This is a genomic window from Verrucomicrobiota bacterium (genome assembly GCA_039192515.1).
Taxonomy (GTDB): Bacteria; Verrucomicrobiota; Verrucomicrobiia; order Methylacidiphilales; family JBCCWR01; genus JBCCWR01.
Window position 1 is genome coordinate 201,857 of record JBCCXA010000001.1, and the last position, 23,706, is coordinate 225,562.

24 protein-coding genes are annotated in these 23,706 nt (G+C 42.2%); 13 read left to right on the top strand and 11 right to left on the bottom strand.

From position 1 onward, the window contains the following. Positions 1-10 precede the first annotated feature (10 nt). A complete protein-coding gene (locus AAGA18_00900; protein MEM9443885.1) occupies positions 11-1,060 on the bottom strand; it encodes an FAD-dependent oxidoreductase in 1,050 nt (349 codons plus the stop codon). Between the two features lie 189 nt (positions 1,061-1,249). On the opposite strand from AAGA18_00900, the gene AAGA18_00905 reads away from it, so the two are divergent. Next, on the top strand, positions 1,250-2,089 hold the full coding sequence (locus AAGA18_00905; GenBank protein ID MEM9443886.1) for a hypothetical protein: 840 nt from the start codon (positions 1,250-1,252) through the stop codon (positions 2,087-2,089). 2 nt (positions 2,090-2,091) lie between these two features. On the opposite strand, the gene AAGA18_00910 is transcribed toward AAGA18_00905, so the two are convergent. After that, entirely contained in the window at positions 2,092-3,129 is a 1,038-nt protein-coding gene (locus tag AAGA18_00910) for a hypothetical protein (protein ID MEM9443887.1), read from the bottom strand. A gap of 88 nt (positions 3,130-3,217) precedes the next feature. Between AAGA18_00910 and trpD the strand changes: the two genes are divergently transcribed. Beyond that, positions 3,218-4,252: an anthranilate phosphoribosyltransferase gene (gene trpD, locus AAGA18_00915; protein MEM9443888.1), complete on the top strand. Its 1,035-nt coding sequence runs from the start codon at positions 3,218-3,220 to the stop codon at positions 4,250-4,252. Positions 4,253-4,271: 19 nt separating this feature from the next. Here trpD and AAGA18_00920 read toward each other — a convergent pair whose 3' ends face one another. Then, positions 4,272-4,451, bottom strand: a complete 180-nt coding sequence (locus AAGA18_00920) for a hypothetical protein (protein ID MEM9443889.1) — start codon at positions 4,449-4,451, stop codon at positions 4,272-4,274. A gap of 163 nt (positions 4,452-4,614) precedes the next feature. On the opposite strand from AAGA18_00920, the gene AAGA18_00925 reads away from it, so the two are divergent. Beyond that, complete coding sequence (locus AAGA18_00925) at positions 4,615-5,112, top strand: hypothetical protein (protein ID MEM9443890.1); 498 nt, start codon at positions 4,615-4,617, stop codon at positions 5,110-5,112. Between the two features lie 11 nt (positions 5,113-5,123). Further along, a complete protein-coding gene (locus tag AAGA18_00930) occupies positions 5,124-5,804 on the top strand; it encodes an FkbM family methyltransferase (GenBank protein MEM9443891.1) in 681 nt (226 codons plus the stop codon). 38 nt (positions 5,805-5,842) lie between these two features. Here the strand turns inward: AAGA18_00930 and AAGA18_00935 are convergent, their stop codons facing one another. Continuing rightward, entirely contained in the window at positions 5,843-6,703 is an 861-nt protein-coding gene (locus tag AAGA18_00935; protein MEM9443892.1) for an HDOD domain-containing protein, read from the bottom strand. Between the two features lie 15 nt (positions 6,704-6,718). Next, complete coding sequence (locus AAGA18_00940) at positions 6,719-7,216, bottom strand: chemotaxis protein CheD (GenBank protein MEM9443893.1); 498 nt, start codon at positions 7,214-7,216, stop codon at positions 6,719-6,721. A 227-nt stretch (positions 7,217-7,443) separates the two neighbouring features. On the opposite strand from AAGA18_00940, the gene AAGA18_00945 reads away from it, so the two are divergent. Then, the gene (locus AAGA18_00945) at positions 7,444-8,295 is read left to right on the top strand and encodes an NAD-dependent epimerase/dehydratase family protein (protein ID MEM9443894.1); all 852 of its coding nucleotides are present in this window, start codon (positions 7,444-7,446) and stop codon (positions 8,293-8,295) included. 7 nt (positions 8,296-8,302) lie between these two features. Here the strand turns inward: AAGA18_00945 and AAGA18_00950 are convergent, their stop codons facing one another. After that, positions 8,303-9,109 (bottom strand): SDR family oxidoreductase, encoded by an 807-nt coding sequence (locus AAGA18_00950; GenBank protein MEM9443895.1) that lies wholly within the window; start codon positions 9,107-9,109, stop codon positions 8,303-8,305. Between the two features lie 75 nt (positions 9,110-9,184). Between AAGA18_00950 and AAGA18_00955 the strand changes: the two genes are divergently transcribed. Next, the gene (locus AAGA18_00955; protein MEM9443896.1) at positions 9,185-9,451 is read left to right on the top strand and encodes a hypothetical protein; all 267 of its coding nucleotides are present in this window, start codon (positions 9,185-9,187) and stop codon (positions 9,449-9,451) included. Here the strand turns inward: AAGA18_00955 and AAGA18_00960 are convergent. The 4 genes from AAGA18_00960 to AAGA18_00975 all read right to left on the bottom strand — a co-directional run bounded on the left by AAGA18_00960 (position 9,440) and on the right by AAGA18_00975 (position 13,509). Then, positions 9,440-11,404, bottom strand: coding sequence for a hypothetical protein (locus tag AAGA18_00960; protein MEM9443897.1), 1,965 nt, complete (start codon positions 11,402-11,404; stop codon positions 9,440-9,442). The genes AAGA18_00955 and AAGA18_00960 overlap by 12 nt on opposite strands. A gap of 36 nt (positions 11,405-11,440) precedes the next feature. Then, positions 11,441-11,845, bottom strand: a complete 405-nt coding sequence (locus tag AAGA18_00965) for a hypothetical protein (GenBank protein MEM9443898.1) — start codon at positions 11,843-11,845, stop codon at positions 11,441-11,443. Between the two features lie 71 nt (positions 11,846-11,916). After that, positions 11,917-12,693 carry an enoyl-ACP reductase gene (locus AAGA18_00970; GenBank protein ID MEM9443899.1) on the bottom strand — a complete coding sequence of 259 codons (777 nt, stop codon included), beginning with the start codon at positions 12,691-12,693 and terminating at the stop codon, positions 11,917-11,919. 57 nt (positions 12,694-12,750) lie between these two features. After that, entirely contained in the window at positions 12,751-13,509 is a 759-nt protein-coding gene (locus AAGA18_00975) for an RluA family pseudouridine synthase (GenBank protein MEM9443900.1), read from the bottom strand. Positions 13,510-13,574: 65 nt separating this feature from the next. Here AAGA18_00975 and AAGA18_00980 point away from each other — a divergent pair, with 65 nt between their 5' ends. From AAGA18_00980 to AAGA18_00990, 3 genes are all read left to right on the top strand, one after another. Continuing rightward, entirely contained in the window at positions 13,575-14,630 is a 1,056-nt protein-coding gene (locus AAGA18_00980) for an aldo/keto reductase (protein MEM9443901.1), read from the top strand. A 28-nt stretch (positions 14,631-14,658) separates the two neighbouring features. After that, entirely contained in the window at positions 14,659-15,051 is a 393-nt protein-coding gene (locus AAGA18_00985; protein MEM9443902.1) for a hypothetical protein, read from the top strand. 63 nt (positions 15,052-15,114) lie between these two features. Then, positions 15,115-17,193, top strand: coding sequence for a PHP domain-containing protein (locus AAGA18_00990; GenBank protein MEM9443903.1), 2,079 nt, complete (start codon positions 15,115-15,117; stop codon positions 17,191-17,193). Between the two features lie 175 nt (positions 17,194-17,368). Here AAGA18_00990 and AAGA18_00995 read toward each other — a convergent pair whose 3' ends face one another. Continuing rightward, positions 17,369-19,711, bottom strand: coding sequence for an AsmA-like C-terminal region-containing protein (locus tag AAGA18_00995; GenBank protein MEM9443904.1), 2,343 nt, complete (start codon positions 19,709-19,711; stop codon positions 17,369-17,371). 142 nt (positions 19,712-19,853) lie between these two features. On the opposite strand from AAGA18_00995, the gene AAGA18_01000 reads away from it, so the two are divergent. Genes AAGA18_01000 through AAGA18_01015 form a run of 4 tightly spaced genes read left to right on the top strand, consistent with a single transcriptional unit; the run spans position 19,854 to position 23,672 of the window. Next, positions 19,854-21,404 (top strand): glycine--tRNA ligase, encoded by a 1,551-nt coding sequence (locus AAGA18_01000; GenBank protein ID MEM9443905.1) that lies wholly within the window; start codon positions 19,854-19,856, stop codon positions 21,402-21,404. A 12-nt stretch (positions 21,405-21,416) separates the two neighbouring features. Then, positions 21,417-21,815, top strand: a complete 399-nt coding sequence (locus tag AAGA18_01005; GenBank protein ID MEM9443906.1) for a hypothetical protein — start codon at positions 21,417-21,419, stop codon at positions 21,813-21,815. A 14-nt stretch (positions 21,816-21,829) separates the two neighbouring features. After that, positions 21,830-22,555 carry a nickel pincer cofactor biosynthesis protein LarB gene (gene larB / locus AAGA18_01010; protein ID MEM9443907.1) on the top strand — a complete coding sequence of 242 codons (726 nt, stop codon included), beginning with the start codon at positions 21,830-21,832 and terminating at the stop codon, positions 22,553-22,555. 43 nt (positions 22,556-22,598) lie between these two features. Continuing rightward, positions 22,599-23,672, top strand: coding sequence for a sugar phosphate nucleotidyltransferase (locus tag AAGA18_01015; protein ID MEM9443908.1), 1,074 nt, complete (start codon positions 22,599-22,601; stop codon positions 23,670-23,672). Positions 23,673-23,706 lie beyond the last annotated feature (34 nt).

Below are 23,706 nucleotides of genomic sequence, written 5' to 3' on the forward strand. Positions count from 1 at the left end.
AGATTAATTCTTAAACAGAATTTCTTAATAGGTCTAATGCTGGGTCAAGTGGCACATCATGCTCGATAAAGTTGATTAATTGCCGGGCTAAAAGGGGCCCCCAAAGACCGCCTTTGCTTCCCAAGCCATTCAATAGATAGAGAGAAGGAATCTCTGGGTGTTTACCTACCACGGGCCTTGTGTCTTGTAAGATAGGGCGAACGGCAGCTTCGTGGTTTAGGATTTTGTAAGCAAAATCGAACATGCGATTTAATTCTCCCTCTAGATGGCTTCTTGCGTAGTCTGTCGTAATGGCATCAAGTTGATCCCAGGAATAGGTAGCTCCTACTTTCACAATCCCATTTCCCACAGGTAAAATAAAAATGCCCTGGCTGTAAATATTGGAAACAGGCATTTCATTCATACGTAAAGTTAATAGCTCTCCTTTTGCAGGTTTCCACCTTAAGTCCTGAAACCAGGGTGATTTGTTTTGATAGCCCGTGCAACAAACTACCTGATTGCATGAGATTTGGTCTTTCCAAACAGCTTGACCCAAAGTGAATTTGAAATCTTCAGATAGAGCGTGTTCGTAGCGTATGGCATCTTGCTGGGCCAGTATGTTATGACAGTGCTTGATAAATTTTTTTATGTTAGCCCAGCCTCCCCCATCTATGCACACCCCTCCTAGATTGTTTTTTACTCCGCTGTAACTTGATTGTCCTCTCCATTCCCTGGTGACAAACAAGCTTATATCCTCTTGAGTTTTCTTTTTATCCCATTTAGAAAGTTCATGTTCATTCTTAAAGAAGCGGATAATTTTCTTTGGTTTAAATAATTCTTGGCCAACTTCGCGAGAAGCATCCTTATAGAATTCATTGGCTTGAGCAAAGAATTGTTCCCAACGCCAGCTTTTTACAAATCTTTGACCAGTTATGGGATTTATAATTCCTGCTGCTACTGTAGATGCGTTGTTGGAATAAGGGTTGCTAAGTATGAATACCTTTTTGCCTATTTTTAAAAGATTCCAAGCTAAAACGCAGCCAGCAAATCCTCCCCCGACGATTAAATAATCTACTTTCAAACTCTTAGCAAAATAATGTTATTAACAATTACTATAATAGAATATTTTTTCAATAGCGAGCATGGATAAGAAAGTTACATTTTTGTTGCAGAGAACAATCTTTATTTGCAAATTGGAGCATTTAACACATAATGAATTATAGTGATTGCTAGCTAATACGGAGAAATACTTAGGGAGTTCCTAGTTTATATGAGGGAAAAAGAATTACTACTGGCATCAGTAAGTGGCAGATCATACGAGCCAAAGCCAAAGTCAGAGCTCCATAAAGATTGGAAGAGCGGAAAGCTCTCGGGAGATAGGCTCGTATGGAGTGATGAAGACCAGGCATGGAAAACTATTACCGATTTTTTTTCAAATCTTAAGCAAACAGCAAGCTTGCAATTACGACAACTAACTAAAGGCTTGGGAGTTGCCTCACAGCAACAACGACAACCTAGTAATAACGCTAAGCCTCTCACCCATCAAAGTAATATTCGCGTGGACTACCGAACAAAGTCTGTGAAGCGGTCAACATCAAGTAATCCATTATTTATCTATCTTCTGCTCTTTAGCCCTATATTAACTTTCTTAGCTTCTATTACTTACATAAATCTTGTTCTTTTACCCACCACAACGCCCGAGGCTAACAGTATGGCTAAAGTGACCTACAATCTGATGCTGGATAATTTTGTGAACCCTACAGCACTTAGTATAACAGTAGATGGCAAACCATCGGATCCCCATCAGTTTGCAGCAAGTATTCACTCATTGGCCTTAGCAAACTATGAGAGACCTATTATTGGAGGTGCTTATAATCGTATTTCGATAAGTAAAGGTGACACTAGCTTTATGTTTCCTGGAGACTTGTGGCAGAAAATTGCGGATGTTGATGACATCAAACATGCCAAGATGGCGATTGGACAAACTGTTTACTATCACGACGGACGCTTAGTCGCAGGGACCTTTATTGGTAGCAATTATGCCTATGCTTCCAAGGAGGCATTCGAGATTATGTATTCGAGTCTTTTCCCTAAAAAAAGCTCTAAGTAATATTAGCTAAATGCAGAGGCTGTTTCGAACATGGAGGATAAGTGCCTCATGGTGCTTTCGTTGAATCCGCTATGGATTTTTTTGTCTATATATAAAAAATAATCGTTTCCATCGTTTGGAACGCGAGCGATATCGTCTCTACTTATTTTTCTGCAAACCTCAAGCCTACGAGGCAGGAATGTCCAGTAGATGCCAGGGCATGCGTCGTAGTATTTTTCTAAGAACTTGTCTTCATAGAATTTGAGGGAAATGTTTTTGACCAACCGCATAACCTCGCCTACAAATTTTGGGCTGCTGTCACATAATGCTTGCCAATCTTTTTGATCTTTTTCACTGAGTAACTCAGAGTCTTTATAGCTCTCTACAAGGTTTTGTATTTCATTGGGAAAATAAGACATATCCCTTACCTTGCAGCCTGCCCAGTGAAATAACTTGAGCTCGATATCCCCTTTAAAAACTTTTTGGCCCTCCAAAAAATAATGACCTGGCAGACTTAAGACCCTATTATTATAAGATACTTTGTGTGTGTCTTCATCAAGCACATCAGCCTCTACTAATTTATGTTGGTGTATGACTCTAAGAGCTTGTTGATCTATAATAGAGTTAATGATTGGGGTTAAATAGCAGTAAATTTGCTCTACCCATTTGATCCAAAAAATTTCTGTTTGAGCCATCAACACACCAGAATTGATTCTGGCAGCACCTTTTGGGCCCAGAAAACAGTTATGTACATCATGGGTAAGTAATGCTTGGCTATCTGAATCTAAGAGCGCTTCTAGTCTAGAAAAGATAACAATATCCGAGTCCAAGTAGATAACTCGTTCAAAGAATTTTGATAGAAACCAACCTGCAACTGCTCTGATACCAATAATTTCACAAATGCGTCCAGGACATATCTGGTCGGTAAGAAAGTAGAATGCCTTGCTGTCGAGTATGAAAAAGGGAATTTCAGGGTGGTGATGTTTAAAACTCTTTCTGAGTTGATATGCTTGAGCTAAGGTTTGATCTCCAATAGCTATTGTAAATCCACAAATACTCATTTTGATGAATTATGTCTCTAGATATAGCAATAATCTTGAAATCGTCCACAGACCTGGTTTCTTTAGAACATCCAAATAGTAGATAATTATGAGTCTTGATCTTGCACTAGAACAAATTCAACAGCCCTCTGCTCAATATGATCTAGGCCTTGTAAGTAGCCTTATTGATGACTTACTTGATCCTGAAATAGAAGCAGAGAAAAAAGAAAATTTTCTTAAATTACAAACAGAGAAAGGTGAAAGTTCTGAAGAGTTAGCGGCATTTGCCAAAGCTATTTTGCCCAAAGCGGTTGAGCTCAAGGTCAAAGGCTCTTGGCAAGGCAAAAGCCTTTTGGATTGCTGTGGCACTGGTGGTGGTGGCCTTGATATGGTAAATATTTCAACTGGTTCCATGTTTTTAATTGCAGCGGCTGGAGTGCCAGTTGCAAAGCATGGCAATAAGGGTGTTACTAAAAAGTCTGGCAGCTCAAATGTTTTGGAAGCTTTAGGTATTAAAATTCAGGCGACCCCAGATGATTTGGAAATAGCACTTGAGCGCACTGGCATGACCTTTATCTTTGCTCCTGCATTTCATCCTGCTTTTAAGCATCTTGCTCCTATTCGCCAGAGCTTAGCTGCTAAAGGTCATCGCACTATTTTTAATCTTTTGGGTCCTCTCCTAAATCCTGTTGAGCCGGAGGCACAGATTATAGGAGTTTTTAAAGAGCAGTACCTCGAATTATTTTATCAGGCATTATCAATCACTCAGTGCGCACGCTACCTGGTTCTTCATGGTGTAAGCCATGAAGGCAGCTCCTTGGGAGAGCTTTCAGCGTATGGTTCAAATTGCTTGAGTGGAAAATTGGCAGGAGAGCATAGCAGCATGCGTTTTGATACCGCAAGAACGCAAGGAAGTCTAAATAGCTTGCTCATAAGTTCCGCAGAGGAGAGTGCTAAGAGGATTGTGGCGGTTCTAGAACGGCGCGAGAATGGACTTTTGAGGGAAATGCTTATTCTTAATGCAGCGGCTGGTCTATGGGCTCAGGGCAATGCTGAAAGCTTGGAGGAGGGAATTGAGCAAGCTACAGAGTCATTAGAGAATGGCGAAGCTTTCAATCGACTAAAAAAGTGGCAATCCATTTAGCTTTTAGCCATTTAGACAATTATCGAATAATGGGCTGATTGATAAGGTGGGTTGTATGCTCTAATTGCTTTGGCTCATGACCAGCTTGGTAATGGAAACCCTCTTCATTTTCATAACCTTCTGGAGCAGATAGCGCAAGTCCAATGAAGCCTATTAAACTTACCACCCAAATACAGAATAACATGAGTAATATGATCATATTTATCTTATAGCTAAAAAGATCGGTAGTCACTCAGTGGGCTTTAGATTTTTCAATGAAGAATTCAATGAATGAATAATTTTCCGGAAATATAGTTTAGGTATTTACGTGTTTTAAGCTATTTTTATGTTGATCTTATTGATTGTTAGTCGATTATGAAAATATGCCTTCATTGCCAGATCGCTTTGATCTTCTGGTTCGTAGAGCAAAGGAAAAAGGGGTAACACCAGAGAGACAGATAGACCTTGTATTAGGTGGGATGCTTGTCCTAGCAGATTGGCATTTGATTAATAAAGGGTCTCAAGATCAGCCTACACCACATTTTGTGGAGATGGATGACCTCATTCATCTGCTTATCTTTACTGATACAGACAAAGCGGATACGTTTTCATTAGATAGGGGCGATAGAAAGCCAGGGGAGCCTTTGGGGATTATTTCTCTCAAACCTGGCTATGCTATAGAATATGCTCTGAATCTCCAAGTGCACGGATGCGAGCACCTCCTTGTAAATCCGAGTGACTACGGTTTTTCCATTCCACTGCAAACAGTCAATAGGTTCTATGAAAAGTGGAAAGAAGGAGGGGCAGAGCTAGGGCAGGGGTTTTGGATTCCCAATATGACGAATGAAGAAGAAGACTTTTGGCAAGAGCATGGTGTTTAGTCTGACTAAAGATGAATGTTTCATCTAGTTCATATGAACCTCACGTCATAAAAGCGATCACGCGTCTTACCCGTAAAGGTTTTATAGCCTATGATGTTGGTGCAAATGTAGGTGTTTTTACTGAAATATTTATCGAACTTGTTGGAGATACGGGAGAGGTTCATGCCTTTGAGCCCACTACTTTTAATATAGAGCGATTGAATAAGAAATTTGCTTCTTATCCAAATGTCCATATCCATTCATGTGCAGTATCAAATACAGATCTTGATGAAATGCCCTTTTACGTGGATATGCACGAGGAGAAAGGCCAAGTAACAGGGGTCTATTCATCTTTATTTGACTTACCTGACCCCGAAAAGAGGCAAATGAAAAAAAGGTTTGTTTCTACTATTTCCCTAGATAGCCATTGTAAGAAATATCGCCCTCCTGGAATTCTTAAGATAGACGTAGAGGGCGCAGAGCCTCTGGTTATATTTGGAGGGAAAGAAATGATATCTCAACACAGACCATATATTATTATGGAGTTTTGGGAATGGTCTTGGGATGCTGGATTTCGCGAAGCTGTGTCTTGGCTTGACTCAATAAACTACCGTATGATTCGTCTTGACGATGGTAAAAGTATAAGTGCGAACTTTTATGACACTGCCAAGAAAGAAAAAACGGTATACCTTTTAGCCAAGCCAGGAAAATAATGAAACTAGATCTGTTAGGATAAGTATAGTTTTTTAGACTATGGGAGTTCTTCTGATGCTTCGATTAGCTTCTCGCTTTTTTCTAATAAGTCCGGTAGTAGAAGCTGTAGTTCTTCTGCATCAAAATGGTGTTCGGTCAAGAGCTCTTGGTTTAATTCTGTTGTGAATCCCTCCTCTCCGACCCCAAAGCCTAATATTAATGCCAGATGTTTGGCTGCGTGCACAACTAATGCCAGCTCTAAGTGCTCAGGTTCCGCTAAATCAGGTTGAGCATAGTAGCTTGCTATTTGGACTAGATTCTCTGGGAATGACCAACTTTTAAGTAATTCACCACCGACGACACAATGATCATATCCCAACATCTCTTTTTCAGCATGACGCCATGAGCATTGATGCTCATTTTGGTATTCAAATATTTCATTAAAATGATCGCTACAAGCATAAGCCAATCCCAATTTACCAACATCATGTAGCAGTCCAGCCGTATAAGCTAGTTCAGGATTAATATTCTGCCTTTGACTGCAGATAAGTTCTGCTGCTACTCCGACACATAGAGAGTGCTTACATAGGTCTCCTGGTTCCCAGCCGTAGCCAGAGACTTCCTGGACTAACCACTTTCCTGCTATAGAACTCGCCGTAATTCTGTATATTTCTTTTCTTCCCAACCGAACAACCGCAGCATCTAGGGTATCGCACGGTCTGCCTCCGGAAAAATATGCTGAATTGGCCATGCGTAAAATACTGCCGGCTAAACCTGGATCTTTCTCTATAACCTCCTGGACGTCCTGAACATTACTCTCTTCTTTGTTTAGGACATCCAGAACCAATGGCAATACAGATGGAGCACATGGGATAGTTCGAGCTAATTCACAAACCTTTTCTATAGGTAATGGTTCCATGATCTAAGTTCTCCTTTACATGTAAAATTCTGGTTTACCAGGGGTGCGCACTTTTACTTTTCCATCACTCATTTGAAATTTGATTGTTCGATTGAGTTGCCCGCCTACTTCCCATACGCTAACTTTTAAGCCTGTTTGTTGGGACATCTGACGGCATTTTTCGATATTTTTATCACCTATACTAAAGTAATTGTCTGCTTGCATTACCCTTGCCCCACCGAAAACTTTGCACTCCAATTGTGATACCCTAGAGCCTGCCGATTGAAATTTTTGTAATGCTATAGGTAGGCCTTTCTCTAGGTACATGAAGACTTTGGCAGTTGATGCTCCTTCTTTTGGTGTTGGTAGCATGATATGGATTAACCCCCCTAATAACCTCGCACGGTCATAAAGCGTGATGCCTAAACAAGATCCCAAGGCATAGGTAGTGATGGTGCCATCTTTTTGGTTTGTAAACTTGCCGTCTGCGACGCCTACGACTAAGTCTTTTTGTTGCGCTGTAGCTGAACTCATCTCTACTAAAATAATTTCATTCAATATCTATGCGTAACAACACACTGTTTTCTGCCCGTACACTTGGCGCTCAGACAGAGCGGTCGAGATAATGACATATGTGATTATTCCACTCATACTCAATCGACCTGAATGTCTTTTCCTTAACTGTATTCCGATAAAGTGCATAAATTGACTGCTATTTGCGGAGATTTACAGTAGTAACTACTTCTGTATAAGTTATTTGTATGTCGAAGTCACTAGTTTTGGGTTCGGGCTACGTTGGTTCTAGAATTCTTGAAATATTACAGGGAAGGCAGCACGACACGACAGCTTGGACTCTGCATGAAGACTCGGCCAACTCTTTGAGAAATAGCGCAAACCGAGTTATCTTCTCTGATGCTTCATTAGCCTCGAGCTGGCCATCTCCAGATGACAAATATGACTACGTCTTTTTCTGTCTATCTACCTCAGGAGGTGATTCACAGGCTTACAGACGCATACATAATAAAGCCCTGAGGTTGGCCATGGAGCATCTTATACATCCTAAAATTCGTTTGGTTTATTGTTCTTCGACTTCTGTTTATGGGCAAAATGATGGGACTGAGGTGGATGAATTATCAGTATCTGCACCATCTAGCGAAACCTCAAAGATTCTAATTGAAGCTGAGCAAGAGATTCTCATTAAAGGTGGCACGGTGGCTAGAATAGGAGGGATTTATGGTCCCGGCAGAGCATTTCTTTTAAAAAAGTTTTTAAAGGGGGAAGCAATCATGGAGTCGAGAGGTGAAAAATGGGTGAATCAAATTCATCGTGAAGATGTGGCAAATGGCCTGATACATTTATCTCAAATCAATTCCGCAGAGGGTGAAATTTATAATCTTACGGATTCGACTCCTGTGCAGTATGGAACCCTTTATAAATGGCTTAGTGAGAATTTCTCTAAACCTATGCCAGAAAAGACAACCCAGCAGCGCTCAAAGCGAAGGGGCATAAGTAACAAAAGAGTATCAAATAGAAAGCTTTTAGATACGGGATACATTCCCGTGCATCCTTCCTATAGAACAGGCTATCTCGAGGTGGCCCCAACGCTGCTTTAGTGATTGTCTAGATAGTCTGGCTTAGAAAGCCGCCGTCTACTCGAATGTCTGCACCTGTTACAAAACTGCTTGCCATGGAACTAGCTAAAAAAATCGCTGCACCTACCAACTCCTCTGGCTGGCCAAAGCGTTGCATACTGGTATGCCCAAGAATTTGCTGAGCCCTTGCAGTAGGAGCACCATCTTCTTTAAATAACAATTTCTTATTCTGTTCTGCCGGGAAAAAGCCTGGAGTAATGGAATTAACCCGAACTCCTCTAGTAGCCCACTCACGAGCTAAAAAAGTGGTTAGGTTTAAGACAGCAGCCTTCGAGGCAGAATAGCTCACAACTCTAGATAAAGGTAGATGTGCTGAGACGCTGGCAATATTGATTATGCTGCCCTCTCCAGCATTGATCATAGCCCCGCCAAATACTTGACAAGGCAGCAGTGCGCCACCAACTAAATTCATATCAAAATTTGCATGCCAGGCCGATTCTTCAATATCCTCAAAGGCCAGTTGATCCGTCACGGTAACATCAGGGCTATTGCCTCCTGCCGCGTTAACTAAAATGGTTGGAGTCTTATAATCTTTTAGAATTTGCTTGAGCCCTGATTCAAGACTCTCCTTACTGTTCGCGTGCATTTCTATAAATGCGGCTTCGCCGCCTTTGCTTTTGATGGAATTTACTCGGGCTAATCCCCTTTCGCTATTCCTTCCAGCAATAATGACTTGAGCGCCAGCCATAGCCAGCCCCTCGGCTAAAGCACCTCCTAAGACTCCGGTGGCACCTATGATGACTGCCAAATCATTATCTAAATCAAATAGCTTCATAATCTAGTAGAGATATTCTGTCATGGTTATATCACTTTTTGACAGCAGAAGTTAGGTTAGCTTAGATATGGCTGTATGCAACGTCAGATACGATGGAAAGAGAAGACCCAAGACGGTGAAAGTCGCGAGGTGAGGGTTACCCTATTTGCACGTCAGTTCAAATGGCAGTTTAAATACAAAGGTAGTCTAAATTGGGATTATAATACCTTACCTACTACAGAAGATTGGGATAATCTAGTTAAGAAAATAGAGGCACGATATAACAGAAGGAGAGCATCAATTAAGGATGTAGAGCTAGCTAGCAAGCATAGAGATTTGAGCCTCAAAAAATCAGTTCAATGAAGTGGTATCTGCTGAAGTGTTAATTTCCTCAGAGCTGCTAAATTCTTCCATGCCAACGTCATCTGGAAGGATTTTATCTACCATCTTGCGTATCCCCTCTTTAGCAAAATCACTCATAGGGTAGAGGCGCCTTGCCTGTAGATACCATGCCAAGCTAGAGCCTACTTGGTCTTTTTCTTCCAAGGCTTGAGCTTTCCGCAAACTTTGGACAAATTCGGGTGCATGAGTTGTCATATTGGCTCGCACCTCACTGAGTTTACTGTCTGCTACGTCCGCAGCTTTATTTTCAATATAGACGCGTTCTACACTTTCCCAAGCACCTGCATGGTCGCCACGATTGGCTACTTCTTCGGCTCTAATGATGGCGGCTTCTATCTTGGTAACTCGATCTATGATATCCTTCAAGACATCCTGTTTATCAGGGTAAAGCGCTGTAGCTGCTATAAACTTGACTTTATCTTCAAAGATCTGCCGGTAATTCTTTTGTGAAACAAGGCGGTCAAGATCCTTGAGAGCTTGTTGCTGCACGTCAGCTCCTTCAAATAGCTTGGCGCTAACCTTAGCCAGTTCGGGGTTACGAGGCCAAATCTCAGTAGCCTGGCGCAATTCCTCCTCAACAACTTCCATCATACCGGAAACAGCGGCTGTCTTAGCTTTGTTTAAGTGCATGCGGCTAAGTGTTCTAGCAGTCTCAATTTTGGCCATCGGTTTAGATGAATCAAAGTCTTTCGCTGTATTCTCCATTTCTGCAATAAGCTTTTCGGCTGCTGCATAATCTTTAACCTCCATAGCAGCAAGCAAACGGTTTCCAAGCTGTGCATAAGCAAGCGCTTTCCTTTTCTCGTTTCTGGCTAAATGGCGGACAGGTGGCATGAATTCACCTATCAAAAAGATTTCCCCTAGACGCTCGGTGGCGCTATGTAACTCTTCCTTTTCTAGAAGGAATTTAAATGCATCGACTCCGTCTTCAATGTCGCGTATCGCTTCATGTGCCATGGACTCAAGCACATCAATTGTGGGGGGCATGCCGACATAGTCATTATATGATTTGGCTGCGGCGCTATTCTGATCGAGCTGAAGAGTGGTATCTCCTTCTCCGAAAATAGTTCGATAAAAACGCGTTCCTATTTGAACATGCTGAAAACGGCGTTGGATAAAGTATTGTACTAGTAATCCTTGGAATTCAATTTTCTTCTGAAGTTTTGAGGCTTCTCTTTTAGCGAAATTGGTTTTTTTCAATGCTTCAATTTCTGAAAGGCGGCTTAAATAGGGCTGCATGTTAAGATCTCGTTTCATCTCTCTATCCTTTTTCCACTGCTCTAGGGCAACCTTATCGTTAGCACTAGGTCTAGATGAAAGGCCGCCCTCGTTAATAACCAGTGATGCATTCCAGCGTAGTCGCTCATCTTCTTTTTTAAGAGCAGCATCTGCTAGCTCGAGTCTATGGTTGTTTTTTCTGGCCACCCAGACGCTATAAATGGCCCCAGCAAGCGAATCACACAAGTTGGCGTCTGTTCGGTAACTAGATGCTTGGGGAAGGAGCTCAAAGGCCTCATTAACGCTGTCCTTGCGAAGATTTCCAGGGGAAAGTATCTCATAGATTTTTCTTAAAATGGTTTGATAAGATAATTGGTCTTCAGATGTCTGCTCAGGCGCGTTCAGATACTTTTCAAAGCGCGCTCGAAAGACTCTTTGATTGTTAACATTCCATGTTTTCCCATCCCATGTGACCATATCTGTCCCAAAGTCAAGTAAGGGGATATCTTTGCCTAGAAAATTGGAGTTACCCTCCATCATTTCGGCAGATGAGGGTTTTTGTTTTGAAGTGGGTGCTCTATCTAACGTCGGAGTTTGAACTGAATTATTCTGAGGGGATAAGCTCCCCGGAGCTTGCGCTTTCAATAAGTAGGGAGCAGAAATAATAGTGAAGAGTAATGCGATTAGATTCTTCATATACATTATAGTATCATAAATGGGTACCTTGTTCTATTAGCTTTTGCTGAGGTCGATGACCTCGATTACTCCATCCTTTACTATTTGAATTTTGATAGAAAATTTTTGTCCTTTTTGGATATTGATGTCATTAAACTTTGGTGGAACTACTATCGCTAGTGGCTTAGCACCTCCAGGCTCTCCAACTTCTACGGAGAAAATTCGACCATTAGATGCTGTCCATCTAAGAGATTCTTGGATACTGCCTTCGATTTTATATACGTTACCTCTGAGGCTATTAGCGTTATCTAAATACGCTTGGACATCTAGAGCGGGTATAGTCCTGTAAGGGTCGTCAGACTTCTGAAAGACAAAAAAACCACCTGCCAGCGCAGCAATTATTAGAATGGCGACTGGGAGTATCCATAGATATGTTGGCTTGGAATTAGCACGGCGGCCCATATTTTAAGTATTGAATTCGACTTAAAGCTTAGCAATCTTAAAAAGAAATTTCTCTTATTGGAGAGTCCGCACTACATCCCCATAATGGAATATCCACAATCCACATAAATGGTCTGGCCGGTAATCGCTCGACCAGCGTCGCTGGCTAAGAAGACGCCTGTTGAACCAAGTTCTTTGATTTCCACGTTTCGTTTTAGCGGAGCATGGGCCTCATAGTGTTTCAGCATACTGGTAAAACCAGCGATTCCGCGAGCGGCCAGGGTGTTTACTGGGCCAGCACTTATGGCGTTTACACTAATATTTTTGTCTCCTAGATCAGAGGCTAAATAACGTGTCGAAGCCTCTAAAGAGGCTTTTGCGACGCCCATAACATTATAATGAGGGATGACTTTCTCGGATCCGTAGTAGCTCATGCATAGAATACTGCCGCCCTCAGTCATTAAAGGCAGGCAAGCACGGCTAAGGGCTACCAGTGAGTACGCGCTAATATCATGTGCTGTGGAAAAAGCCTCGCGAGTCGTATTAATAAACTCACCCTCGAGCGCTTCTTTAGGAGCAAAAGCGATAGAGTGAAGTAGGAGATCTACCTTATCTGTTTTACTTTTGACAAAGCTAAAAAAGGAATCAATTTCTTCGTCCTTTGTAACATCACAAGGCGCAATGGTTACGTCCTCGCCAAACGTAGAAGCAAGGTCTTCGACATTATCTTTTAAACGTTCACCTTGATAATTAAAGATTAGTTTTGCTCCCGCTTCTGCCCAGGCTTGGGCTATTCCCCAGGCAATACTTCGGCGGTTAGCCACTCCAAAAACAACTCCAGTTTTCCCTTCTAAAGGTTGTGCACTCATAGGCAGTGCAAGATGCAAGAAGGATTTGAAAAAGTAAAATACTTTCTAGATTCCTTATCAAGACTCATGGGGTGAGGCGTTTAGTGAATCCCAGAAGGCCACTAGGTCATGGGGTAGTGAGCATTCTGTATGAATGCCCTCTTCTTCCCATGAGAAAAAGAGATGCGAGGCATGTAGTGCTTGCCTTGGCAAGATAAGTTTCTTGGCTAATTCTGGCGTCCAGCCCGTCTCAATATAATCTAAATAGCATTGATCATCCGGTCCGTAGAGTTTATCGCCGACGATGGGCAATCCTATGTGTCCAAGGTGGGCTCTGATTTGGTGAAGGCGTCCGGTATCTAACTCTAAATTGAGTAAGGAGTATGGATTGCCTTTTGTATCGTATCGTGTTTGCTGCAGTTGGTAGCGGGTGGTAGCAGGTTGTCCTCCCTCATGCTTTGCAAAAATGCCCTGTTTGACATAGATCGGGTAGTCACGAATCGAGCAAATCCGAGCCAAAGGGGCATTAATAATGCCCAAGGGCTCCTTGGGGCGACCCCAAACGATAGCGTGGTACTTCTTTTTCATTCCCCTTGCCATCATTTGTTTTCCTAATGAGGAAGCAGTCTCGCGGGACTTTGCTATGAGCACTAGACCGCTGGTTTCTCTATCTAGACGGTTGGCAGCAGCAAAGAATTTTCCTGGGAATTGTCTCTCTAGCCTGCCAATTAAAGTGTCGGCCCCGTCTGGCCTTGTGGGATGCACAAGGAGCGGAACTGGTTTATGGACAACCATCCATTCCTGGCGCTCGCGGATAATTTCAACCTCCTCGGACACTTTTTCTATAGATGCATAAGAGCGCAAAGTTGCCAAGGGAAAGGATTGTGTGTAGCTTCTCTTTTATGCAATACCGTGAGTTACCGGAAACAGAGGTGCAGCCAGTAAGTGCTGTTGGATTTGGTCTTTGGACAGTATCTACGGGCTGGTGGGGCACTTATACGGATGAAGAAGCTGTAGCATTGATGCGGAAAGCAAGAGACTACGGCATAAATCTTTATGACGCTGCTGACACCTATGGTAATGGCAGAAGCGAAGAATTATTGGCTAAAGCGTTTCTTGATGCGCGTGATGAGATCGTAATTGCCACCAAGGTGGGTTACAATTTTTACGATCATGGCGATGGCAGAAAAGGCCAAAGAGAAATTCCCCAGGATTTTTCGGCGTCTTTTATACGTGATGCAGTGGACAAGGCCTTAAAGAGGCTAAAGACAGATCGGATTGATATTTTACAGCTACACAACATCAAGTTGGAGCAAGTCGCTGACCAGAGTTTGTGGGATCTGATGGGCGATCTAAAGAAGGAGGGTAAAATTCTGGCCTATGGAGGAGCGTTAGGTCCCGCTATCGGCTGGTTGAAGGAGGGTTATGATGCGGTCAAAAAGCATAAACCTCATGTTATGCAGCATATTTATAATTTATTCGAACAGTATCCTGGGCGAGACATAATGAACGCTAGCACGGAAACGGACCCTACCCGCTACTTAATCCGTGTCACGCATTCATCCGGTATGTTAGAGGGTCACTATACAGAAGATACCGTCTTTGATGAAAACGACCATCGCCGCCATCGCCCCAAATCGTGGTTGATTAATGGAGTAAAGAAAGTAGAAAAGATTCGTTCTATTATGGAATGCGAAGGCAGGACTATGGGCCAGGCTGCACTGCAGTGGTTGTTGACGGATAATCGTATAGCTTGTTGTTTGCCAAATATTTACAATGAGGAGCAAATCAAGGAGTTTGCTTCTACTACTGAGGTGCCCACCATTACAGAAGGTGAACTCTCTCAACTTGCAGAATTATGGAAAACAAATTTCGGCGTTGAGGAAGAGCCTTGTAACTTTAAAGGTACCATGACTTTGGGTGAACTAGATTCTGAAAAAGAAGCAGCGCTTACGTAGCGCTCTCTTATGACTTTAAATAGACCTCATGCTAGCAGATTCAAAAGGTTATATAGGGATCTTTGATTGCGTTCTGGACCGTAGCAGGCTGAAAGTTTTCGCCGAGATTTGGTTAGATAAGTTTGATCAGGTTGAACAGGTTGTGCCAGGCAAGCAATCAGGCATTCTCACGATCCATATTAAAAAATCAGAAGATATCCTTGAGGATAAAGCTCCCCAGTTCCGAGTTACCGCTGGAGAGGATTTTTCATGGATTTACCTATCTATGGATAAACCCGTAGTAGAAACATCGGGGCTACCAGTTGAGGATAATGTTATGCCTCTAGAGAGCTTGCTGGATCTGCCTGATTTACATGAGGTAGTAGATCAATTTGATGAAAAGCGTATTGGTGAGCTTGAAAGAGAAGGCCTCGTTCTTTAGAAGCGAGCTTAAATTCAATAAATGGGGTAAGAATAAGCTTGCTTCTAGCTTGCTAACAAGTTAATGACAGGCTTTGAAGTGCAAAAGAAGATCTTAATCTTTACCGCAGGGTTTGGCGAGGGGCACAACACAGCTGCACGCAATGTTAGGGACGCTATAGAGCACGTTAGTGGAGCAGATGCTCATGTTGAAGTCTTAGATCTATTTGATGAATGCTATGGACGCGTGAACGACTTTTTTCGCTCCATGTATATCACGGCTATTAATAAAAGTCCGAGGCTGTGGCAGGGCTTTTATAACATCTTAGATAATACGGATGTTATGCAGAGTAATCTTATGACACTCTCGCGCATGAGAGAAAGTCTTAAGTCACTTATTCATGAACTCGAGCCAGATGCAGTTTGCTCTACCTACCCGGTTTACAATTATCTGCTTAATGAAATTTATCAAGATCCTGAAGGAGCAAGACCTAGAAACTTTTCTCAAATCACTATTGTTACCGATTCCATCTCCGTCAATTCAATCTGGTACAAAACACCAAGTGACTATTACTTAGTTCCGAACCAAGAAACGGCAGATGTTTTGGTAAGTGAAGGAATAGATTCTCAACGCACGCGTGTATTTGGTTTTCCTGTGCAGCTAGAGTTTATAACGGAGCCGAATCATATAAAGGAAGAAGAGTATAATAGTGAAAAGACTCGCGCAAAAATTCTCTATATTATTAATTCAGCAAAAAAGAAGGCTCCTAAATTACTTTCAAAACTTCTGACAAATAAAAAAATTGAAGTGACTGTATGCGTCGGACGCGACAAAAAGCTGCGTCATGAGATTGTGAAATTGATTAATTCTATGGGTAAAGATGCAGAAGAGCGCGCTAATGTCATAGGTTGGACAGATAAAATGCCTGAGCTTTTGATGTCTCATCACCTCGTTATTAGCAAAGCCGGTGGGGCCACTGTCCAGGAATCTATAGCAGCCGAGTGTCCAATGATTGTTAACCAGATTGTCCCTGGCCAAGAGGAGGGTAATTATGAGCTTCTCAGAAGAAACGACTGCGGTACATTGGCAAGTAAACCCTCTGAGGTTGCTGATATTGTCGCAAAGGCGTTTGCTGATAATGCGAAAATATGGCGAACCTGGAAGAGACATTTAAGCGTTATTAGTCGTCCTGATTCACAAATAAAAATGGCTGAATTTGTCCTCGAGCAGGCTGTTCCGGATAACTTGCCCCCATCTTCCATATCCAACAAAAAGCCTAAGGGTAAGGCTGCCTCTACACATCCAGTAAAGAAGAATGTCTCAATTGATGATAACCAGAAGCAGTTATTAATGTGCGACCTGCATAGTCATACTACTTTTTCGGATGGGAAGCTTCCATTGAGAGAGGTTGTTGATTTTTATGGTCAACGTGGTTTCGATGTCATGGCCATAACAGACCACATATGTGATTATAAAAAAGTTTTTGGCAAGATTTGTGATTGGACAGGTTTGGTTTTGCCTTATGAACAAGTGGATGAGTATTTCGAAAAAATAGCGAAAGAAAAGGAGCGTGCTTGGAAAAAATACTCGATGATTGTCATGACAGGACTTGAATTCAACAAAGATGGGCTTCGTCCTAAAACTTCCGCACACTTATTAGGTGTAGATTTGAAGAAGCCTATTGATCCTTCACTTTCTATTAAGCAGATTATAGCCGAAATACACCTACAGGGTGGACTTGCTATTGCCGCTCACCCTCATAGAATGAAATCAGTATGGGGCAAAGATACCCTATTCCTATGGGATAATCAGGAGGAATTTATGCCTTTGATTGACGCTTGGGAGGTAGGGAATCGTGATGATTTCTTCAATCCAGTGGGACTCAAAAAAATGCCTTTTATTGCATCCAGTGATTTTCATAAGCCTAAGCACATCCGATCTTGGAAGACCATGCTATTTTGCGAAAAGGAGCCCGAGGCCATTAAGCAGTGTATACGAGTGAACAGAGATGTTGCGGTAACGCTTTATCGCGACCATTTATTTGGCGATATCAACGTAAGTTCTGGAATAGGTATGCATCAAGGGGTCATGAAAATAAACGATTGGGCCAAGTCTCAAGTCGCTATAGCAACTGCCTCGCTCAATCAAGTAGCTGCACACTGACGGTCTAGTGTTTGCTGAGTTTGGAAGAACGAAGGAACAATGCCTCTGATAGTGGAGGTTGAGAGAGGGTTTCTTGGGCTATCGGTAATTGGGATAAAGCGAGGCAGTTAGATTGATGCAAAACTTTGAGCATAAAAACTAAAACATCCTAGGAGTTGCTACATGAGAATGAGCGCTATATGTTTTTCGGTTTCCACGTGGTATCTTGCAAGGTGCCGTTGCCTTCATATTCAAAAAATTTACTCACTAAGAATAGGGGTATCCCCAGCACACCTCGTATATTAACTCTCATGAAAAGATTTACATCGTCCTTAACCAAGTCGTAGTTTCCTTTGCCAATTAAAGCAAACGCAGTGGAAGAAATATCAATCTTCTCTGTTTCCCAGACTCCATCACGTATCTTGAATTCAGAGAAGGCTTTACTGGCTTTGGCATAGCCCAATTTAGGAATAAGTGAATTCAGAATTTCTGAAAAGCTGCCAAAAATAGGAATGGGGTATAGAATCCCTTCAAGAATCGTCATATTACCCTGCCCGTTTAGCGAGCTTAAATCGCCTAGCTCACCATTGAGTGTTAAATCTCCATCAAGCGTTCCAGAAACATCCTTGTTATCAAAAAATGTCAGCATAAGGTCGCCAAAATTTTGTTTTTCGAACCTGGCTCTACTAATAAACCGAGCCTTTTTAGTGTTCATATCTAGCTCAAAAGTGCCGTCTATGGTTCCTTGAAATAAAGTCGTAGGCTGGAGTGTTTTAAGGTAAAGCTTCTTCCCTTTGAAAAGCATTTGTGAATCGATTTGTGAGAGGCTTAAGGTTCTTCCTAGAAAGTCATAATCCATGCCTTCCTCAGATTTTACTAGGATCTCTAAGTTCGTTTTTTCATTCGTGGGTCCTAAATCTAATGTGCCCTCTATTTTCAGAGAAGGGTTAGCATAGAAACGGTAGGGTTTTACATATTCCACCATCTTATTTCCAAACATAGGCGCTACTTCGCGCACCTTTAAATTGCTGCGCCCGTTACTAATACGAACCCGCTTGGTCTTAAAATCGTGCCAAACCTCGCCAGTGGCTTGACCCTCAGGCCTTTGTATAAACAAAGACACAGCTCTAAGTTGGCTTCCTTTTTCAAAAAGGAAGGGAGTTTTAAGGTTCCTTATCTTAATCTTTTTGTAGGAAAAATTCTTAGCCACTATATCTCCTTCAACTTTTATGTCCTCTAGTTTTAATGAGTCTCCTTCAGCTGTGCAGCTAAGTCGTAGGGTTCCATCTGAAAAATCTAAACTGTTAAAAAAGGGCTGTGCACCTGGACCAAAGAGGCCTTTAAGTTGCGTAGGATCTATATCACTCTCTAATTTGCCTTTGATTTTGCCTTGGCCATCTAACAAGAATGAAAAGCGACATTCAGTAGATGCTTTTTTCAATAAGGCATCTTGTATGAAAAGCCTTTTGCCATCATACGAAACATTAAGGTCCAGATAATCTAGCTGACTTCCATTAATGCTAAAATTTCTCCATAAGGATCGTGACCTTAAAAGAAAATTAAAACCCTGAGCATCTCCCCATTTTAACTCTAATATACCTTCGTTAACAGGTAGGACACGAAATTCTATTTCCTCCAAAAAATCGTTCACTCCCTCAGGGAAGGCTTGACGCATCAAAGATAGATCTAAATTTGAGCGATAATCTAATTTTGCCTCTGTATCCTTGAGTCGCCATCCTCCCTCTAATGTAATCTCTCCGCGGGACATACGCATGGTGCCCAAAACATGAACTCTCTGATTATATAAATCTGCTTTGATATCTAGGCCATCAAACGCTAAGCCTTGATATCTTATTTCTTCACTTTCAATATGAATATCTGCACTCAGGTTGGATAAATCTGTTGCAGAGCCCTGAAGCATGATAGTTACCTTAGGAGAAGCCTCTGATTCCAATTGCGCCATAATTTTCTCTACCGCTCGCCATACCGAGCCTGATGACGGGCCTCGGGCTTTCGAAGTAGATGATTTTGGAATTTCATAGCCTTCCCAATTGACCTCACCCCGTACTTCAAAATTTATTCCCAAGCAGCGCCAACTAGCCTTTTTTATAAGAAGTGAGGTGCTTCGCAAATAGACGTTTGTATCTAGATCCTCTATTTCTATGCTAGCGCCTTCTTCTAAAGGAACTTTTAGTTTAGCTCCAGATAAACGCGCAGAATTTAGGAAAGGTTCCCCTCTCCACCAGGAGATCCAGTTAAAATCAAAGAATAGGCGGCCAACGCTTAATTGATGTGTAGCTTGATCGCCTGCATATTCAATATTGATATCCTCCGCAGCAATGTTTCCAAAAACAGTAAGATAAAGTTCCTCGGCATTGATAGATACTCCACGCGCAGCGAGCTCATCGCGTAGAGCGGCCTCAACCCTTTCTGGAAGTCCAAAAAACCTAAACCAGATAAAGGTTGCTCCGACTCCTAAAAGCAGCAAGGTCGAGGATCCTATCAACAACTGTAGGCCAAAACGCCGCATATCTATCATGTACTGCTCCTAGTGAGCCTGTGGAATAGAAGTTTCATAAATTTAAATTTTCAATAGGCAACCAGGCCTAATCCAGCTATGGTTCGCACTTTATAGCTTATAACAAAATTCACTGATTTATACTATGGCCAATAACACACTCATGGACAATATTGTAGCTCTTTGTAAGAGAAGAGGCTTTATCTTTCAATCTTCCGAAATCTATGGGGGTCTAAACGGAGCCTGGGATTATGGCCCTCTTGGCGCGCAGCTCAAGAAGAACATTAAAGATCATTGGTGGAAAACGCACACACAACTGAGGGATGATATTCTGGGCATGGATGGTTCTATCCTCATGAATCGAGCTGTCTGGCAAGCTACGGGTCACGAATCTACCTTTTCCGACCCTATGGTGGACTGCTTGCTGACCAATCAGCGCATGCGTGCTGACCAGATAGACCCTCAATCTGGCACAGTCTATTCCTTTACTGGCGCAAAGTCAGATGAACTTAGTCTTGAAAAGAAAATGAAGTACTCTGTTCTAGTGAAAACGGGTGAAGATGCTAATAAAGCACGCAAAACCGCTAAAAAGTTCTATGCCAAAGACCTTAAAGACCCCAACAATTTCAAATCTATCGAGCTACTTGGTGAAACTAAGGAAGAAGTTAAGGACAGCACTCAATACAATCCCGAAAACGGCAGTTTGCTGACGGAGCCTCGTGAGTTCAATCTCATGTTCAAAACATTTATAGGGCCAACGGATGACAATTCTAGCCTCACTTACTTGCGCCCTGAAACGGCTCAGTCAATGTTTGTGCAATTTAAAAATGTTCTAGACACCTCTCGTAAGAAACTTCCCTTTGGTATTGCCCAAATCGGAAAAGCATTTCGCAATGAAATCAATCCGCGCAATTTTACCTTCCGTTCAAGAGAATTCGAACAGATGGAAATAGAATTCTTTGTCAAGCCAGGAAGTGGACTTGAGTGGTGCGAACACTGGCTAGAAGAACGCTTAAAGTGGTATGAGAGTATTGGCATACCACGCAGCAAAATACACATATTAGATGTGCCTGATAATGAGAGAGCATTTTATTCTAAGAAAACTTATGACCTGGAGTATGAATTTCCTTTTGGTATACAAGAATTAGAAGGTATTGCATATCGCACAGATTATGACCTCTCCTGTCACCAAAAATCTTCTGGCAAACCACTAGAGTATTTCGACGAAGAAACCAAAGAAAAGTATATTGCTCATGTAGTAGAGCCAAGTGCTGGCGTTGACAGAACTGCACTTGCGGTTATTTGCGAAGCCTATACCGAAGAACAAATAACCGACGAAAAAGGTAAAACCGAAGTTCGCACGGTTCTTCGACTCACTCCAAGTATCGCTCCAATTAAAGTAGGCGTTTTCCCCCTCCTAAAAAATAAACCCGAACTAGTAGCCAAGGCCAAAGAAGTAGAAAAGCTTCTTAGACCTCATATGAGCACCTTTTATGACGAGAGTGGGGCAATAGGCAGAAGATACAGAAGGCAAGACGAAATAGGCACTCCTTTTTGTGTAACCATCGATTTTGAAACCCTTGAAGGCTTGGAAGAAGAAGGTAAACTGGAAGGCCCAAAGAATACCATTACCTTAAGGCATCGTGATAGCATGAAACAGGAGCGGCTGCCAATAGATGCCCTTGTAGAAAAGCTTCTTCCTCAACTTCAGTAAAGGACTTAGGATATGATTAATCTGAAACCACTCACTTATTTTGTAGCTATTTTCGCTTTTTCTATCACCGCATGCAATAAATCTGAGAAAGTCGCAGACCATACCCTTTTAACAGGGAAATGGCTAAGGCCAGATGGTGGTTACATCCTTGAAATAGGTGAAGTCGATAAGGACAAAAAAACCACAGCGAAATATTTCAATCCTGGAGGGCCTATCAATGTAGAGAGTGCAGAAATCTCTATGAATGAAATTGGTAATCTTTCAGTTACGGTAGTGCTACAGGACCGAGGTTATCCCGGTTCTACTTATACCTTACAATACCTGGCGGATACTGACCGTCTGATAGGCTCCTATACGCAACCCGCCAGTGGCCAAGTGTACCAAGTGTACTTCATCCGCCAGGCACCTTAGCCATTTAGCACTACATGAAACCCGAGGGAACCGAGAATAAAGAGACTGTACCAAAATCAGCAAACGAAATTCCCTTTGCCACAGTCGACTTAGAGAGAGCTAAGAGATGTGGTTCGCCAGAGGTTATTTTTGGGCAAGGTAAAAGTTCTAAACATATTGCCGCTATTTCTAAAAAGCTTTTAGAAGCGAACCAGCCAGTCTTGATCACCCGTGTAGGTAAAGATACTTACAAATCTCTCATTAAGAAATGCCCCAAAGCAGTGTTTCATGAAGCTGCTCGTTGCATAACAATTCAGACTTCTAAGAAATCAGCAGCGAACACATCAAACTCATTAAAGCCGATTATTTGTATTGCTGCTGCTGGTACTTCGGACCTTCCAGTTGCCGAGGAGGCGGCAGTGACTGCAGCTTTTTATGGAAATGAAGTAACGCGTGTCTACGATGTAGGCATAGCAGGAGTTCACCGGATTTTATCTAAGCAAGATGTACTAAGTTCAGCACAAGTTATTATAGCGGTTGCGGGTATGGAGGGTGCTCTCCCCAGCGTTATAGCTGGCCTTGTAAAAATACCTGTTATCGCAGTGCCTACTAGCATAGGCTACGGTACTCATTTTGGAGGCCTTGCCGCATTGTTGGGCATGCTGAATTCTTGTGGCTCTGGGGTAACAGTTGTAAACATAGACAACGGCTTCGGAGCGGCCTATGCGGCTAACCAAATTACCTCTCTTATAAATAAGTAGGTTTCACCTTCACAGAGATAACAAATCGTGCCATTTTGCATGGATGACTTCAACACGTTCCAATCTATATGTCTTCGTGATGGCTGGTGGGTCTGGAGAGCGTTTCTGGCCACTATCCCGTACAACAACTCCCAAGCATTTATTAAAACTTTTTTCTGAGCAAAGCCTTCTGCAGCAAACAGTTGCTCGGCTAGAAAATCTTGTCTCTAAAAACCAAACCTTCATTCTCATTAATGAGGCACAAAGAGAGAATACGGTTTCAGATTTATCTTCCTGTTTAGATGAAAAACAAATCATCTGTGAGCCTGCCAAACGCGATACAGCCCCAGCAGCCAGCTTAGCCACGGCACTAGCATTCGCACAAAATAAAGAGGCAGTCGTTGTTCTTCTACCTGCTGACCAACTTATTAAAAATATCCGTGCTTTTCAGAGTAATATTAATGACGCAGCAAAAATTGCTGAAAATTCAGAAGCACTCATTACTCTGGGGATTCCTCCAACGTTTGCGTCTACTGGCTTTGGTTATTTAGAGAAAGGGGAGATTCTACCCATAGGACCAGAGGGCACATCCTTCTTTAATGTTTCACGGTTTGTCGAGAAACCTAATAAATCCGAAGCGGAGATGTATTTTGATTCCGGAAAGTTTCAATGGAATGCAGGTATTTTTGTTTGGAAAGCACAGTCCTTTTTAAAGATAGCAGAGGAACACCAAACGGAACTAGCAAATTTCATAAAAGCTTTTCCTCAAGACAATGTCGCCTCTTATCTTGATAAGAATTTCTCCAATTTGCCGAAAATCTCTGTAGATTATGCTATCATGGAAAAAGCCTCTGAAGTTATCATGGGGCAGGCTGACTTCGACTGGGATGACGTTGGCGCATGGAATGCACTTACACCTCATTTGCCTAAGGATGAAAATGAAAACGTCTCTAGAGGGTTAACGGCTACCCACGACTCTAAAGGCAACATTCTTTTTTCTACTGGAAGGACTATAGCTGCCTGCGGGATAGAGAATATGATTGTTGTGGAAACACCAGACGCAGTTCTTATATGCCCTAAAGATAGAGCCCAGGAAGTAAAAAAAATACTACCCAGCTTGCCCGATAGCGTGTTATGATCGCGCTGTTTAGTTGCTATTAATTCTTTTTAGT

What these genes read in the sequence shown, in the direction of transcription:
- AAGA18_00905 (MEM9443886.1), top strand. Translation starts at nt 1,250, where the DNA reads ATGAGGGAAAAAGAATTACTACTGGCATCAGTAAGTGGCAGATCATAC.
- AAGA18_00910 (MEM9443887.1), bottom strand. Translation starts at nt 3,129, where the DNA reads ATGAGTATTTGTGGATTTACAATAGCTATTGGAGATCAAACCTTAGCT.
- trpD (MEM9443888.1), top strand. Translation starts at nt 3,218, where the DNA reads ATGAGTCTTGATCTTGCACTAGAACAAATTCAACAGCCCTCTGCTCAA.
- AAGA18_00920 (MEM9443889.1), bottom strand. Translation starts at nt 4,451, where the DNA reads ATGATCATATTACTCATGTTATTCTGTATTTGGGTGGTAAGTTTAATA.
- AAGA18_00925 (MEM9443890.1), top strand. Translation starts at nt 4,615, where the DNA reads ATGCCTTCATTGCCAGATCGCTTTGATCTTCTGGTTCGTAGAGCAAAG.
- AAGA18_00930 (MEM9443891.1), top strand. Translation starts at nt 5,124, where the DNA reads ATGAATGTTTCATCTAGTTCATATGAACCTCACGTCATAAAAGCGATC.
- AAGA18_00935 (MEM9443892.1), bottom strand. Translation starts at nt 6,703, where the DNA reads ATGGAACCATTACCTATAGAAAAGGTTTGTGAATTAGCTCGAACTATC.
- AAGA18_00940 (MEM9443893.1), bottom strand. Translation starts at nt 7,216, where the DNA reads ATGAGTTCAGCTACAGCGCAACAAAAAGACTTAGTCGTAGGCGTCGCA.
- AAGA18_00945 (MEM9443894.1), top strand. Translation starts at nt 7,444, where the DNA reads ATGTCGAAGTCACTAGTTTTGGGTTCGGGCTACGTTGGTTCTAGAATT.
- AAGA18_00950 (MEM9443895.1), bottom strand. Translation starts at nt 9,109, where the DNA reads ATGAAGCTATTTGATTTAGATAATGATTTGGCAGTCATCATAGGTGCC.
- AAGA18_00955 (MEM9443896.1), top strand. Translation starts at nt 9,185, where the DNA reads ATGCAACGTCAGATACGATGGAAAGAGAAGACCCAAGACGGTGAAAGT.
- AAGA18_00960 (MEM9443897.1), bottom strand. Translation starts at nt 11,404, where the DNA reads ATGAAGAATCTAATCGCATTACTCTTCACTATTATTTCTGCTCCCTAC.
- AAGA18_00965 (MEM9443898.1), bottom strand. Translation starts at nt 11,845, where the DNA reads ATGGGCCGCCGTGCTAATTCCAAGCCAACATATCTATGGATACTCCCA.
- AAGA18_00970 (MEM9443899.1), bottom strand. Translation starts at nt 12,693, where the DNA reads ATGAGTGCACAACCTTTAGAAGGGAAAACTGGAGTTGTTTTTGGAGTG.
- AAGA18_00980 (MEM9443901.1), top strand. Translation starts at nt 13,575, where the DNA reads ATGCAATACCGTGAGTTACCGGAAACAGAGGTGCAGCCAGTAAGTGCT.
- AAGA18_00985 (MEM9443902.1), top strand. Translation starts at nt 14,659, where the DNA reads ATGCTAGCAGATTCAAAAGGTTATATAGGGATCTTTGATTGCGTTCTG.
- AAGA18_00990 (MEM9443903.1), top strand. Translation starts at nt 15,115, where the DNA reads ATGACAGGCTTTGAAGTGCAAAAGAAGATCTTAATCTTTACCGCAGGG.
- AAGA18_00995 (MEM9443904.1), bottom strand. Translation starts at nt 19,711, where the DNA reads ATGATAGATATGCGGCGTTTTGGCCTACAGTTGTTGATAGGATCCTCG.
- AAGA18_01000 (MEM9443905.1), top strand. Translation starts at nt 19,854, where the DNA reads ATGGACAATATTGTAGCTCTTTGTAAGAGAAGAGGCTTTATCTTTCAA.
- AAGA18_01005 (MEM9443906.1), top strand. Translation starts at nt 21,417, where the DNA reads ATGATTAATCTGAAACCACTCACTTATTTTGTAGCTATTTTCGCTTTT.
- larB (MEM9443907.1), top strand. Translation starts at nt 21,830, where the DNA reads ATGAAACCCGAGGGAACCGAGAATAAAGAGACTGTACCAAAATCAGCA.
- AAGA18_01015 (MEM9443908.1), top strand. Translation starts at nt 22,599, where the DNA reads ATGACTTCAACACGTTCCAATCTATATGTCTTCGTGATGGCTGGTGGG.